Source organism: Pasteurella sp. P03HT (genome assembly GCF_054052285.1).
The window spans coordinates 1-15131 of sequence record NZ_JBSIUM010000004.1; the positions used below are offsets into that span (position 1 = coordinate 1).

Sequence of the window (15131 nt, forward strand, 5' to 3'; positions counted from 1 at the left end):
TTCTACCTTCTGCCTTTATTTCAATGCTTTTCTCTTTGGTTTTGATATTTTTTCAAATTTATTTTATTCCAGCCTGTATTTTGTACAACAACACATTTGGGGTAACAATTTGTCGTAATTTGGTTTTTTATACTAAATAGCCAATTATATTCAGAGTTAAATTCTTTTTTGTTTATTTTTTGTTCTGTTGACTGACAATAACAAATATACGATATTGTTAAAACATTGTTACATTCAATGTTTATATTAATAATAAAATGACTTTTGGAATCAATTATGACAGAAACAACTCAACAATTTGAACAATCAACGTGGCACACAAAGTTGGCTGCATTAGGACCTGGGATTTTAATGGCGTCTGCTGCAGTAGGTGGCTCACATATTATCGCTTCAACACAATCTGGTGCTATTTATGGCTGGCAACTTGCTATCATTATCATTTTAGCGAACCTCTTTAAATACCCATTTTTCCGTTTTGGTGTGCAATATACTTTAGACTCTGGAGAGACCTTATTACAAGGTTATTTGAAAAAAGGAAAAGTGTATTTATGGGTATTCTTTTTGATGAATGTTTTTGCAACAGTTATCAATACCGCAGCTGTAGGGCTTTTATGTGCTGCCATCTTAACGTTCGTCTTACCTGTCCAAGTTCCTGTACCGACACTAAGTTTTGTCGTGATTGGTGTCAGTACATTAATTTTGTTATTAGGTAAATATCGTTTATTAGATGGCTTATCGAAATTGATTATGATTGCTTTAACAATTACAACGGTTGCGGCAGTTGTGATCGCGTTAGGTCGTAATGGCATCCAAGGTGTGGCGCCTGCTGATTATGTGAGCGCAAGTCCTTGGAACCTTGCTGCTTTAGGGTTTATTGTGGCATTAATGGGCTGGATGCCTGCGCCAATTGAAATTTCTGCGATCAACTCAATGTGGGTAATTGCAAAACGTCGTGTATCAAAAGTGTCTTACCAAGATGGGATTTGGGACTTTAATGTCGGTTATATTGGTACCGCACTTTTAGCATTAGTTTTCTTAGCATTAGGGGCGTTAGTTCAACATGGTTCGAGTGAAACCGTCCAAATGGTGGGAGGAAAATATATTGCTCAGCTCATTAATATGTATTCTTCAACGATTGGTGAATGGGCAAGAGGTTTAATTGCATTCATCGCTTTCATGTGTATGTTTGGTACGACAATTACGGTAATTGATGGTTATTCCCGTACTAACGTTGAAAGCTTGCGTTTAATTTTAGGCAAACAAGAAAGTCGTCCTAGTTTCTTGAATATTGCTATCACTCTTGCAGCAATTTCAGGATTAGCGATTATTTTCTATTTTAACAATGCCGTGGGACCAATGTTGAAATTTGCCATGATTGCGTCGTTTGTTTCAACCCCAGTCTTTGCTTACTTAAATCTTTCTCTTGTTTTAAAAGGTGAGCATAGAGTGAAAGGTGGCTTATTCTGGTTATCTTTAATTGGTTTGTTCTATTTAACGTCATTTACTTTATTATTTATTGCGCAACAAGCAGGCTGGTTAAGCTAATTCACAATATAAAATAAAAAAAGACCGCACTGGATATCCATGCGGTCTTTTGTGTATTTGTGAATCAATTAATTCGCAATACCTTTATGTCTTAATAGCGCATCAAGCTGAGGCGCACGACCTCGGAAACGTTTAAATAACGTCATTGGCTCTTCAGCCCCCCCACGACAAAGAATCGCATTTAAAAAGGCTTTTCCTGTTTCTTGATTAAAAATTCCTTCCTCTTCAAAACGAGAGAAGGCATCAGCAGACAAGACTTCGGCCCAAAGATAGCTATAGTAGCCTGCTGCATAACCGCCAGCAAAGATGTGGCTAAAACTGTGCGGTGTACGTGCCCATTCCACGCCTTTAATAACAGCAACTTGTTGTTTTACTTCATTTAACGTCATTAAAATTTGATTTTGTTTTGCAGGATCAAAATAGTGATGTAAACGGAAGTCAAATAGACCAAATTCCAATTGACGTAATACAAACATCGCGGCTTGGAAATTTTTAGCTTTTAACAATTGCTCTAATTTTTCTTTTGGTAGAGGATCGCCTGTTTCATAGTGACCAGAGATAAAATCCAGTGCGTCGGCTTCCCAACACCAATTTTCTAAGAACTGGCTAGGTAGTTCGACGGCATCCCATGGTACACCATTAATGCCAGCAACATCCGCGACTTCAATTTGTGTAAGCATATGATGAATACCATGACCAAATTCGTGGAATAATGTGGTCACTTCATCATGTGTAAATAAAGCAGGCTTATCGCCAATAGGCGCATTGAAGTTACAAGTAAGGTAGGCTACTGGAGTTTGAATAGTCCCATCCGCTTTGCGACGACGCCCAATGCAATCATCCATCCATGCGCCACCTCGTTTGTGCTCACGAGCATATAAATCTAAATAGAAACTCCCTCTGACTTGGTTATTTTCATCTATTAAATCAAAGAAGCGGACATCTTTATGCCAGGTATCAACATCAAAACGTTCAACCGCATGAATATTGAAGAGACGTTTAATGAGTTCAAACAGTCCTGAGAGCACGCGATTTTCTGGAAAATAAGGGCGTAGTGCTTCATCATTTATAGCATATAAATGCTGTTTTTGTTTTTCACTATAGAAAGCAATATCCCATGCCTCAAGCGTATGAACGTTAAATTCAGTTTGGCAAAATGCGTTTAACTCAGCCAGTTCTTTTTCTCCTTGTGCTTTTGAACGTACGGCGAGATTATCTAAAAAGTCGAGAACTTGTTGTGGTGTTTCCGCCATTTTAGTGGCAAGAGAAAGTTCAGTATAGGTACTGAAATCCAGTAATTTAGCGAGCTCAACACGTAATGCTAATGTTTCTTCCATAATTGCAGTATTATCCCATTTGCCTGCATTAGGTCCTTGTTCAGACGCTCGAGTAACAAAAGCACGATACATTTCCTCACGTAATTCACGATTTTCACAGTAAGTCATGACTGGTAAATAGCTTGGGATTTCTAAAGTAAAGCGGTAGCCCGTTAATCCTTTACTTTCTGCCGAGTGTTTTGCGGCTTGCAATGCAGACTCGGGTAAACCTTTTAATTGCGTGACATCTTCAATCACTTTATCCCAACCCATTGTGGCATCAAGGACGTTATTACTAAATTGTGCACTTAATTCAGATAGGCGCGCAGAAATTTCGCCATAACGTTTTTGTTTTTCAATAGGTAAGGAAATACCCGAGAGTTTAAAATCACGAAGTGCATTTTCAATTGCTTTTTTCTGCGCAACATCATACGTGTCAAATTCTGGATTATTCTTGAGTTGTTGATAAGCGTGGTATAAGCCAGCATGTTGACCTACCCAAGTACTGTATTCGGAAAGTAAAGGTAAACAAGCCTGATATGCTTCACGCAGTGCGGGACTATTTTTTACCGCATTGAGATGAGAGACAGGAGACCACGCTTTATTAAAGCGATCATTTATTTCCGTCAATGGCAGAATAAAGTTATCCCAAGTAAAGTGCGATTGTTTAACTAAGGAGTCTATTGTTGTACGTGATTCTTGGATCAATTGTTCAACTGCAGGTTGAATGTGTTCTGGTTTAATTTGCGAAAATGGAGGTAAACCAGAAAAAGTCAATAATGGATTTGTCATGATATTCCTTTCAAATAAATGTGATTTTCATTATATGGGGCAAAATTTTATAATATCCAGCTTGAAAAAGCGAAAAAATTGTAGATAATTGATAATCGTTTTTATTCAAAAGGATCGTTATGAAACCAATTTATATTTTATTAGGCTTTATTTTTCTTGGATTAGGCGTGTTAGGGATCATGCTTCCTTTGCTCCCAGCGACGCCTTTTTTATTACTCACGTTATTCTTTTTTGCAAAAGGGTCTGATCGTTTACATAACTGGTTTATGCAAACTAAGCTCTATAACAAACATCTTAAATCTTTTAAAGAAGATCGTTCATTAACTCAAAAATCAAAATTTTGGATTCTCTTATTTGCGACGATCATGTTATCGATTGGGTTTTATTTCACACCAAGTGTAGTTGGACGTACCATTATCATCTTAGTGTTATTAACAAAATATTGGTTTTTCTTCTTTTGGATTAAAACCGCGAAGCAATAGTTAGTATTGGCTAGACATTGTTTGTATAATACCGATTATTTTGTAGGAATTGATTCAATGTTTAGCCATAATTATTTTGCCTTCTTTTCAAGAATACCTCTCTCAAGAATAAGCCGTGTGTTAGCGTTAAAAACGGCGGTCTTCGTTTTTCTTATTTTATCTCTAGCCGCCTGTGAACCTTCACAACAAGTCGTTACCATTGAAAAAACACCTACTCCAGAGACGATGCAAAGTGAGAAAGTACCTTCTCGGGAATTATTAACCCGTGGTGTATATAGCGATTTAGTTTTTAACCCTCACCAAGCGATGAATACGGCACAGGCGACGTTTTTACAAGATGTTTTGGAGGGGCTAACGGCTTATGATAAACATGGTCAGGTGATTCCTGCTGTGGCTGAACGTTGGGAGACGGAAGATTATAAAACCTGGTTGTTTATCTTGCGTGATAATGCCAAATGGTCAAATGGGGAAGCGGTTACTGCACAGGACTTTGTCTTGAGTTGGCAACAGTTAGTTGAGACAGACAACCCGTTAAGATCGTATTTCACTTTTCTGAATGTGGTGAATAGTCGTGCGGTATTGGCAGGTGAAATGCCTGTAGGAAAATTAGGGGTAGAAGCGGTTGAGCCTACGATTTTGCGTATTCAATTGGATAAAGCCACTCCACAATTACCCGCGATGCTTGCGCATGTGGCATTATTACCACGTTACCAATCCGTGACAGAACAATTTATCGGAAATGGTGCATATCGAGTGATGCAGCAACAGGGTGATCGTATTCATTTAGAAAAAAATGTGCATTATTGGGCAAATCAGCAGGCGGCGTTTAAGTTTGTTGATTATAAAAAAATAGCCCCATCACAGCCTATTTCAGAAATGGATATTGTGGTTGAATCACAGCAAACTCAGCATGATCTGCATTATTTTCCTAAACTTTGTACTTACTACTATGAGTTCAATTTCAATGATCCACTATTGCAAAAAAAAGCGGTGCGTCAAGCGTTAACCTCGATGATTTCGAGTCAACGTATCGTGCAAGAGGTGGTCCCACAGATGTGGGCAACCCCCCATTTTTTGCCTGATTCAATGCAAATGATTTCTGAATCAGCATGGGAACCTGTGGTAGTGGAGCAAATATTAAAACAACATGGCATCACAGAAACTTCACCTTTGCAGCTAAAATTGACTTACGATCAAGGGACGGTACATGCCAGTATTGCACAACGCTTAATTCAAATGTGGTCACAATCTGACATGATTCGTGTAAGTGCTGAACCTGTCTCCTGGCAACAACTCCTGGCTAAAAGGGCGACGGGGGATTTTCAGTTAATTCGCTCTGGCTGGTGCGCGGATTATTCTGATCCTATGGCATTTTTATATTTGTTTTATTCTCATTCCCCTGATAATAAAATGGGGTATCGTAATGTAGATGTGGATAAATTAGCTGAAGCAACATTATCTGTTCAAACACCACTTGAACGTGAAAAGCTATATCATGAAATAGCAAATAAATTACAACAAGATTACGTAGTGTTACCGCTCTTTCAAGAAACGATGCCAATTTTTATTCACTCCAGTATTGCGGGTTATCAGAACAATAATCCGACAGGGGTGTTGTACAGTAAGGACCTGTATCGTAAAGTAGGTTATTAGAAAAGTGAGATAACAGTGCGGTCGGTTTTATCCATAGATTGCCCACGGTATCAGTGGGCAACTTATCATTATTTGTTTTGAGTCGGGACTTCTTCAGAACAGTAAGGACATTCAAGGAGATGTTTTTGCTGGTTATGTACAATAAAGTGTCCCATTTTTTTGGCTTTTGTATCCAAATATTCAGTATTGTAACGATTTTCACCAACATTAAGGGCAACGCGTTCTACGATGTTAATTCCCGATTTTCGCATGGTCTCAATTTTATTGGGATTGTTAGTGAGTAAACGGATCTTTTTTACCCCCAATAAATCGAACATATCGGCACAGACTTCAAAGTTACGTTCATCAGCAGCAAATCCCAAAGCGAGATTTGCCTCAATCGTATCCATGCCTTGATCTTGTAACGCATATGCTCTAATTTTGTTTATTAACCCAATGCCACGCCCTTCTTCCCGATGATAGAGCAATACCCCTCTTCCTGCTTCGCTAATTTGACGTAATGCAGCTGCTAGCTGGAAACCACAGTCACATTTTAAGCTATGTAAGGCATCACCTGTTAGGCATTCTGAATGAATACGAGCAAGGATCGGCTCGTCTGTATTTTCGATATCCCCCAAAACCAGTGCCACATGTTCTTTTTTCGTATCAGGAAATTCAAATCCGACGATTTTGAACACCCCAAATTCTGTTGGCAAATTGGCTTCGGTGACGCGTTGAATTTTTGCCATAATCAATCCTTATTCTTTTACATTTTATCTGATAGAATGCAATTCTTTCAGATTTTCAATGTTATGGTTATAAACATGTTAAAAAGATTGTCATTATATACCTTATTACTTTGTATTGTCCCTTTTTTTGCTTGGATTTTTGCATGGCAGTGGAATAACAATGATTTAATGACGCCCTATGATTATCCTCTCTATATTTTAACAGAAACGGGAAGTGTGCCTTATGCCATGATCACCTGTGCAATTTTTCCTCTTTTGTTTTGGCCTTTATTTTCAAATAAGAAACAATGGGTGATCAGTATTATTGTGATGGCATTTGCTGTGATCTTGACACAAGGAATAAAGAGTGGTTTGAAGAATATGTTTTCAGAACCACGTCCTTATGTAGTGTATGTTGCACAAGAATTAGGTATAAATGTTGAACGCTTTTATGCGCAAGAGAGAGAACAACGTTCTCAAGTCGTTGAGCAATTTTATCAAGAGAAAGCGGACACACCCGTATGGCTAAAAGATCATTATGAGAAAGAAGTCGGTTATGCTTTCCCATCTGGTCATACGATTTTTGCTGCAACCTGGTTAATGCTGGCAGTGGGGTTTGTGCAATTACTCGGGGCTCGAACCTTGTCTGCGAAATTGCTAGTAAGCACAACTGCGGTTTGGGCACTATTAATGTTGTTTAGCCGCTTACGTTTTGGCATGCATTATCCAATAGATTTATTGGTGAGTACTTTGATTGCATTTGGTGTGCATTGGGGAATTTTTACTTTTTTGCAAAAAAAGGCGATTTTTATCAAGAAATAAAAATGACAAAGTCGTTAAAATCAAGATGATTTTTATCGTGAGGTGAATATGTTATACGGATTTGATATTGGCGGTACAAAAATTGAGCTTGCTGTATTTAATGAGAAGCTAGAAAAACTTTATAGTGAACGAGTTGAAACACCTAAAAAGAGTTATGAAGAATGGCTCAATACTATTGAGAATTTAGTGAAAAAAGCAGATGACATGTTTCACTGCAAAGGTACAGTAGGCTTAGGGATTCCTGGGTTCGTGAATCCCTCTACTGGCATAGCTGAAATTGTGAATATTCCTGCTGCAGATCATCAACCTATTGTGAAAGATTTATCAGCGCGCCTTGGACGTGAAGTGCGTGCAGAGAATGACGCGAACTGTTTTGCGTTATCAGAAGCATGGGATGAGGAAAATAAAGACTATCCTTGTGTTCTTGGTCTCATTTTAGGCACAGGCTTTGGAGGCGGGCTGATTTTTAATGGTAAAGTACACTCAGGTCAAACTGGAATGGCAGGCGAACTTGGTCATACACAATTAAATTATCATGCTCTTAAATTACTTGGCTGGGATAAAGCACCAATTTACGCTTGTGGTTGTGGCAACCATGCTTGTTTAGACACGTATTTGTCTGGTCGTGGCTTTGAAATGTTATATCGTGATTTACAAGGTGAAGCATTAAGTGCCAAAGAGATCATCCAACGTTTTTATGCGGGAGAGAAAAGTGCGGTCAAATTTGTTGAACTTTTTGTTGAACTTTGTGCGGTATCGATAGCAAATATTATCACTGCATTGGATCCTCATGTAATGGTATTAGGTGGGGGCTTATCGAATTTTGATTATCTTTATGAAGCCTTACCAAAAGCCTTACCTGCTCATTTATTGCGTAGTGCAAAAGTGCCTCTGATTAAAAAAGCGAAATACGGTGATTCAGGTGGTGTGCGTGGTGCAGCTGCGTTATTTTTAACGAAATAAAAAAGAGAGTGTAACGAGGCATTATGCCTCGTTATTTTTTTATTTGAAAGTTGAAAATGGCAGTAAATTCTTCTTTTAGTGGTATTTTTATTCAAAAATAGTTTAAAGTTTGTTAAAATTAGTCAGTCTTTTCGATTTTTTAAGGAAACTTTATGCGTCAATTTTCTACTCACGCTTTACTGTTCTCATCTGTATTGGCTTTGTCTGCTTGTAGCCATTTATCTGAAATTATCCCACAACATGCGCCTGTGGTTTCCGCGGAAGTGGCGACAAAAACACTGGGGGTAGATCTTGCAAGCCTAGAGCAAAAAGCTGCCGCGTTGAAAACCTTTGAATATGTACACAATAATGAGCAATATGTTGCATATTTAAGTGCGCAGCCAGAATTAATTAAAGTCAAAAAAGATGGAAAAGTGACTCAATTTTTTTACCAAGCTGGCAAAATTAATGTCGTTCAAGATGAAAGCGGTGTTTACCAATTTGATAATATGTCAAAAATGACTGCCGCAGTGAATGTGCATGGTCAAAAAGTCGAGCCTAGTATGGAAAAACAACAAGCACTCTTGGCGCAAAGTAAAAAACTATACAAAATCTTAGGTTATAACAAAGCAGATGGCAGCGTTGGGCGGATTAATACAGGAAATGATGCAAAAGTGAATTATTTGTGTATTGCGAAGATTCAGCAAGTTGTACAAACTCATCGCGTTTTCCGTAGCCCTGACAATGCAGTCGTTACGGCAAACAGTATTCGTGCAACAGTACGCTTAAATGGTAACCAATACTATACCATGGACTGCCAATTGTCTGGCGATAAAGTCAGTAAACTTAGCTTAATCAAAAAGTAAAATCGGATAATCAACACAAAGTGCGGTTCAAATTGACCGCACTTTCTTATTTAAAGAAAAGGAAAAAATGTGGAATCGATAGATCCCTCTTTTGAGGACTATGTTAGATCCTTGGTTAATACTCATAAAGGAACAAGGATTTATTGTTTTGAATACCAAAATCGGCGTTTTTGGTTAAAACAACCTGAACATTTGAGTCTTATTTGGAAATTATTAAAACCTAATCCTAAAAAGTCTTTTCAACAAGAAATTGAAACCTTACAGTATTTTGAATCTGTACAGGCACCTGTGCCTCAAGTGATGTTGTATGATGAAGACTTTTTAGTATTAGACGATGCAGGAAGAACAGCAATCAATTGGAAAGAGGATCCTGAGGTATCAGACAGTGTAAAAAGAACGATTTTATCTGATTGTACGAAAGCCCTGATTGATTTGCATCATAAAGGATTAATTCATGGTCGTCCTGCACTGCGTGATATCGCATGGCGTAATGGCGAGGTGACGTTCTTAGATTTTGAGGCACATGTCTACCATAAAGATAATCTTGTGGGAGACAAAGCGCGTGATGTATTAATTTTTTTGCATGGATTGTGTCGTGCAAAAGTGATTTCAGATCACGAGGTACAAAACGTGATCGGCTTGTATACGGCGTTAGGAGATCCACAAGTCTGGCAACGTGTTTGTACAATCTTGCGTCGATATCGCTTTGTGTATTATCTTTTGTTACCATTTAAGCCGATTGCAAAAACCGATTTAATTGCAATTTATCGTTTATTTGACAATATGTCTGCTCAACTGAATAAGGGGAAGTAGTATGAAAAAGTATGTGATGATGGTAATGGCAATGAGTCTTTTGTTATCTAGCTGCGCTATCGGTGGGAGTCTCAATGCTGGTGGAGGAAGTCGTGGCGTGGGGGTTGGTATAGGCGTTGGCACAGGTGTTCGTTTTTAATATAACCTCAATTTGAACTTATCAAAATTTTTGATAATACTTAAAAAATTGACAATTATAACTTGCTATTTTTGATGAACGCTTTATAATACGCGCATATTTCGGACGCGGGGTGGAGCAGCTTGGTAGCTCGTCGGGCTCATAACCCGAAGGCCGTCGGTTCAAATCCGGCCCCCGCAACCACTTTACAGACAGTTCAGTAAAGAAGCCCCAATATGATGGGGTTTTTTCGTATCTGGATGAGGATTTTTTGATGTAAGGACTGGATTCTCGAGTCCTTTTTTTACGTCTAAAATTTGAGATGAATAGTCATTCACATGGAAAGATGAGTGTATGATGAGTCATTAAACCATATTATGAGGGTTTTGTTTTGGCAACGTTAGAACAAAAGTTACAAGCGTTATTACAAGCATCCGTTGAAGATTTAGGTTGTGAACTTTGGGGGATAGAATGCCAACGTTCAGGCAGATATTTAACTGTGCGTTTATATATTGATAAAGAAGGTGGCGTGACTGTTGAGGATTGTGCAGATGTGAGTCGCCAAGTCAGTGCGATTTTAGATGTTGAAGATCCGATTGCAGATAAATATAACTTAGAGGTATCTTCTCCAGGGCTCGACCGAGCTTTGTTTACCTTAGCACAATATCAGCGTTACATCGGTCAAGAAATTGTCGTACATTTACGCATTCCTGTATTAGATCGTCGTAAATGGCAAGGGAAATTAGAGAAGATCGAAAACGATATGTTGACCTTAATTGTTGATGGTCAAGAACAAATGTTAGTGTTTGGCAATATTCAGAAAGCCAATATTATTCCTAAATTTTAACAGGAGCAAACAGAGCAATGAGTAAAGAACTTTTATTGGCTGCTGAAGCCGTATCAAACGAGAAATTATTACCACGCGAAAAAATTTTTGAAGCATTAGAAAGCGCATTAGCGCTTTCAACTAAGAAAAAATATGAGCAAGAAATTGATGTACGTGTTGTGATTAATCCTAAAACTGGGGAATTTGATACTTTCCGTCGCTGGTTAGTGGTAGAAGAAGTGACCAATCCAACGAAAGAAATCACGTTAGAAGCTGCACAATTTGAAGATCCAAACGTACAATTAGGTGATTATGTCGAAGATCAAATTGAATCTGTCGCATTCGACCGTATTACGATGCAAACCGCGCGTCAAGTGATTAGCACAAAGATTCGTGAAGCAGAACGTAATAAAATTGTTGAACAGTTCCGTTCACAAGAGGGTGAAATTGTGACGGGGACGGTGAAAAAAGTAAACCGTGACAATATTGTATTAGATTTAGGTCAACAAGCTGAAGCAGTGATTTTACGCGAAGATATGTTGCCACGTGAAAACTTCCGTCCAGGCGATCGTGTCCGCGGTGTGTTATACAAAGTGAGCCCAGAAAGCAAAGGTGCCCAGCTATTTGTAACGCGTGCTAAGCCAGAAATGTTGATTGAGCTATTCCGTATTGAAGTGCCTGAAATTGGTGAAGAACTTATTGAAATTAAGAGTGCGGCTCGTGATCCAGGTTCTCGTGCGAAAATTGCAGTAAAAAGCAATGATAAACGTATCGATCCAGTAGGTGCTTGTGTGGGTATGCGTGGTGCGCGTGTACAAGCGATCACTAACGAATTAGGTGGTGAGCGTGTTGATATTGTGCTTTGGGATGATAATCCAGCACAATTCGTGATTAACGCGATGGCACCAGCGGATGTTAGTTCAATCGTTGTTGATGAAGATTCACATTCAATGGATATCGCAGTTGAGTCAGCAAATTTAGCACAAGCGATTGGTCGTAACGGTCAGAACGTTCGTCTCGCAACACAGTTAACGGGTTGGACATTAAATGTGATGACCACCGATGAATTAGATGAAAAACATCAAGCAGAAGACAATAAAGTGTTAAAACTGTTCATGAATACATTAGAGATTGATGAAGATTTTGCACATCTTCTGATTGAAGAAGGTTTTTCAACGTTAGAAGAATTAGCGTACGTTTCTGTCAGTGAGTTAACAGCGATTGACGGTTTGGAAGATGAAGATCTTGTTGAAGAATTACAAGAAAGAGCCAAAAATGCGCTGACCGCTGCTGCATTGGCAGAAGAAGAAGCGTTAAAACAAGCACATATTGAAGCACGCTTACTGAACTTAGACGGTATGAATCGTCATATCGCATTAAAATTAGCAGAGAAAAAAATTACAACCTTGGAAGAACTTGCTGAGCAAGGTGTGGATGATTTAGCAGATATTGAAGAATTAACGGCAGAACAGGCAGCAGACTTTATTATGGCAGCACGTAATATCTGTTGGTTCAGTGAGTAATGGGAGGAAAAGAGATGACAGAAGATGTAAAAAAAGCAGATGGTACAACCCCAAAAAAACTGAGTTTACAGCGTAGAACGAAAACCACGGTCAGCACAACCGCGGGTGGTAAAGCAAAAGAAGTACAAGTGGAAGTCCGTAAAAAGCGTACTGTGCCAACGGATGCTGCAAAACGTGCAGAAGAAGCGAAGTTGAAAGCAGCAGAAGAGGCGGAAAGATTAGCCGCTGAAAAGGCTAAAAAAGAAGCGGAAGAAAAAGCACGTCTTGAAGCGGAAAAAGCAAAACAAGCAAAAGCCGAAGAAATGAAAGCAGCAGAAGAAGCCAAAAAAGCACAAGCGGCTGTAACCCCTGCGAAAGTAGTGGATGCAGAAAAAGAAAAACGTCGCGCGGAAGAAGCGGAACTACGTCGCAAAGCAGATGAATTAGCGCGTCAAAAAGCAGAGGAGCAAGCTCGTAAAGCGGCGGAAGAAGCTAAACGTTATGCCGAGTTAAGTGATGATGATACAGATTCGGAATCAAGTGATGACTATGCGGATTATCACTTAACCTCTACTTATGCGCGTGAAGCAGAAGATGAAGAAGAACGTCGTAAAGAAAGCCGTAATCGTGGTGGCAAAAATAAAGTGGCTAAAGCGAAAAAAGGCGGACGTGAAGAAGAAAGTTCAAAAACAGAACGTGAATCTAATCGTCGTAATCAAAAAGATGGTAAAAATGGTAAAGGCAAAAATGCGAAGAAAGGTAGCGCATTACAACAAGCCTTCACTAAACCAGCACAAGCGGTTAACCGTGATGTTGTGATTGGTGAAACCATTACTGTGGCTGAACTGGCAAACAAAATGGCAGTGAAAGCAACCGAAGTGATCAAAACAATGATGAAAATGGGCGCAATGGCAACCATTAACCAAGTGATCGACCAAGAAACTGCACAACTTGTTGCAGAAGAAATGGGTCACAAAGTTATCATTCGTAAAGAGAACGAATTAGAAGAGTCCGTCATGAGCGATCGCGATGTAGATGCGGAATTAGTGACTCGTGCGCCAGTTGTGACCATTATGGGTCACGTTGACCACGGTAAGACCTCATTACTTGACTATATTCGTAAAGCAAAAGTGGCTTCAGGAGAAGCAGGTGGGATTACTCAGCATATCGGTGCATACCACGTACAAACTGAAGATGGCAAAATGATCACTTTCTTAGATACTCCAGGACACGCCGCGTTTACCTCAATGCGTGCACGTGGTGCGAAAGCCACAGACATCGTTGTGCTTGTGGTTGCAGCAGATGATGGTGTGATGCCGCAAACTATCGAAGCGATTCAACACGCAAAAGCAGCAGGTGTACCAATTGTTGTTGCAGTAAACAAAATTGATAAACCTGAAGCCAATCCAGAGCGTGTAGAAACGGAATTATTACAACACGAAGTGGTTGCAGAGAAATTTGGTGGTGATACTCAATTCGTGTATGTGTCTGCGAAAAAAGGTACAGGGGTTGATGATTTGCTTGAAGCAATCTTATTGCAATCAGAAGTACTGGAATTAACTGCGGTTAAAGATGGTATGGCAACAGGTGTGGTCATTGAATCTTACCTTGATAAAGGTCGTGGTCCAGTGGCAACAATCCTTGTTCAATCGGGTACATTACATCGTGGTGACATTGTACTTTGTGGCTTTGAATATGGTCGTGTACGTGCGATGCGTAACGAAAATGGTAAAGAAGTCGCAATGGCTGGACCATCAATTCCAGTTGAGGTGTTAGGGCTTTCGGGCGTACCAGCGGCGGGTGATGAAGCAACGGTTGTTCGTGATGAGAAAAAAGCACGTGAAGTAGCGTTATACCGTCAAGGTAAATTCCGCGAGGTGAAACTTGCTCGTCAACAAAAAGCGAAATTGGAAAATATGTTTACCAATATGGCAGAAGGCGATGTAGCAGAATTGAACGTGATTGTCAAAGCAGACGTACAAGGTTCTGTGGAAGCAATTTGCCAATCTTTGAACGAACTTTCAACTTCAGAAGTTAAAGTCAAAGTCGTAGGCTCTGGTGTGGGTGGTATTACTGAAACCGATGCAACGTTAGCAGCAGCATCAAATGCTATCGTACTTGGCTTTAACGTTCGTGCAGATGCATCAGCACGCCGTATTATCGAATCAGAAAACATTGATTTACGTTACTACTCAATCATTTATGAGCTATTAAACGAAATTAAAGCGGCGATGAGCGGGATGTTACAACCTGAATTCAAACAAGAAATCATTGGTCTTGCTGAAGTACGTGATGTATTCCGTCATCCGAAATTCGGTGCAATCGCAGGTTGTATGGTGACGGAAGGTATCGTGAAACGTAACAATCCAATCCGTGTATTACGTGATAACGTGGTAATCTTTGAAGGTGAACTTGAGTCATTACGTCGCTTCAAAGATGACGTTGCAGAAGTGCGTAACGGTATGGAATGTGGTATCGGCGTGAAGAACTACAACGATGTGAAAGTGGGCGACCAAATCGAAGTCTTTGAAGTTGTGGAAATTAAACGTACGATTTAACGTCAGTCAGACAATTAGATTTTGAGCGGATAGTCATGGCTATCCGCTTTTTTGTTATAAGATATATTGAACAAGATAACATGATGCGAGAGAGTAAGACGCTAGCATTGCTCAATTGGAATGCGTGAAGCATACTCAACATGTGATACCAATTGAGATAAAATGGTTCGTAACGTTCAGTTATCGGTG

The 15131-nt window shown here is 39.4% G+C and carries 13 protein-coding genes and 1 tRNA gene; 12 read left to right on the forward strand and 2 right to left on the reverse strand.

Features of this window, described 5'->3' with window-relative positions; all coding sequences use genetic code 11:
- Window positions 1–276: 276 nt before the first annotated feature.
- Window positions 277–1545 (forward strand): NRAMP family divalent metal transporter, encoded by a 1269-nt coding sequence (locus ACWIT3_RS04300; protein WP_457161571.1) that lies wholly within the window; start codon window positions 277–279, stop codon window positions 1543–1545.
- Window positions 1546–1613: 68 nt separating this feature from the next.
- Here ACWIT3_RS04300 and prlC read toward each other — a convergent pair whose 3' ends face one another.
- Window positions 1614–3653: an oligopeptidase A gene (prlC, locus tag ACWIT3_RS04305; protein ID WP_457161572.1), complete on the reverse strand. Its 2040-nt coding sequence runs from the start codon at window positions 3651–3653 to the stop codon at window positions 1614–1616.
- A gap of 119 nt (window positions 3654–3772) precedes the next feature.
- On the opposite strand from prlC, the gene ACWIT3_RS04310 reads away from it, so the two are divergent.
- Together ACWIT3_RS04310 and ACWIT3_RS04315 are read left to right on the forward strand one after the other, a co-directional pair.
- Window positions 3773–4135 (forward strand): YbaN family protein, encoded by a 363-nt coding sequence (locus tag ACWIT3_RS04310; RefSeq protein ID WP_457161573.1) that lies wholly within the window; start codon window positions 3773–3775, stop codon window positions 4133–4135.
- Window positions 4136–4192: 57 nt separating this feature from the next.
- Entirely contained in the window at window positions 4193–5788 is a 1596-nt protein-coding gene (locus tag ACWIT3_RS04315) for a peptide ABC transporter substrate-binding protein (RefSeq protein ID WP_457161574.1), read from the forward strand.
- A gap of 68 nt (window positions 5789–5856) precedes the next feature.
- On the opposite strand, the gene ribA is transcribed toward ACWIT3_RS04315, so the two are convergent.
- Window positions 5857–6516, reverse strand: a complete 660-nt coding sequence (gene ribA / locus ACWIT3_RS04320) for a GTP cyclohydrolase II (protein WP_457161575.1) — start codon at window positions 6514–6516, stop codon at window positions 5857–5859.
- A 63-nt stretch (window positions 6517–6579) separates the two neighbouring features.
- Here ribA and ACWIT3_RS04325 point away from each other — a divergent pair, with 63 nt between their 5' ends.
- The 9 genes from ACWIT3_RS04325 (at window position 6580) to infB (ending at window position 14942) form a co-directional block, all read left to right on the forward strand.
- Window positions 6580–7317: a phosphatase PAP2 family protein gene (locus ACWIT3_RS04325; RefSeq protein ID WP_457161576.1), complete on the forward strand. Its 738-nt coding sequence runs from the start codon at window positions 6580–6582 to the stop codon at window positions 7315–7317.
- Window positions 7318–7365: 48 nt separating this feature from the next.
- The gene (gene nagK, locus ACWIT3_RS04330) at window positions 7366–8280 is read left to right on the forward strand and encodes an N-acetylglucosamine kinase (RefSeq protein ID WP_457161577.1); all 915 of its coding nucleotides are present in this window, start codon (window positions 7366–7368) and stop codon (window positions 8278–8280) included.
- Between the two features lie 152 nt (window positions 8281–8432).
- Window positions 8433–9125, forward strand: a complete 693-nt coding sequence (locus tag ACWIT3_RS04335; RefSeq protein ID WP_457161578.1) for a hypothetical protein — start codon at window positions 8433–8435, stop codon at window positions 9123–9125.
- A gap of 69 nt (window positions 9126–9194) precedes the next feature.
- On the forward strand, window positions 9195–9938 hold the full coding sequence (locus ACWIT3_RS04340) for a protein kinase family protein (RefSeq protein WP_457161579.1): 744 nt from the start codon (window positions 9195–9197) through the stop codon (window positions 9936–9938).
- Between the two features lies 1 nt (window position 9939).
- A complete protein-coding gene (locus ACWIT3_RS04345) occupies window positions 9940–10077 on the forward strand; it encodes a hypothetical protein (RefSeq protein ID WP_457161580.1) in 138 nt (45 codons plus the stop codon).
- A gap of 106 nt (window positions 10078–10183) precedes the next feature.
- Window positions 10184–10260 (forward strand) — tRNA-Met (locus tag ACWIT3_RS04350).
- Between the two features lie 187 nt (window positions 10261–10447).
- Entirely contained in the window at window positions 10448–10903 is a 456-nt protein-coding gene (gene rimP, locus ACWIT3_RS04355; protein WP_457161581.1) for a ribosome maturation factor RimP, read from the forward strand.
- A 17-nt stretch (window positions 10904–10920) separates the two neighbouring features.
- The gene (nusA, locus tag ACWIT3_RS04360; RefSeq protein WP_457161582.1) at window positions 10921–12405 is read left to right on the forward strand and encodes a transcription termination factor NusA; all 1485 of its coding nucleotides are present in this window, start codon (window positions 10921–10923) and stop codon (window positions 12403–12405) included.
- A 14-nt stretch (window positions 12406–12419) separates the two neighbouring features.
- On the forward strand, window positions 12420–14942 hold the full coding sequence (gene infB / locus ACWIT3_RS04365) for a translation initiation factor IF-2 (protein WP_457161583.1): 2523 nt from the start codon (window positions 12420–12422) through the stop codon (window positions 14940–14942).
- The last annotated feature ends 189 nt before the right edge of the window (window positions 14943–15131 follow it).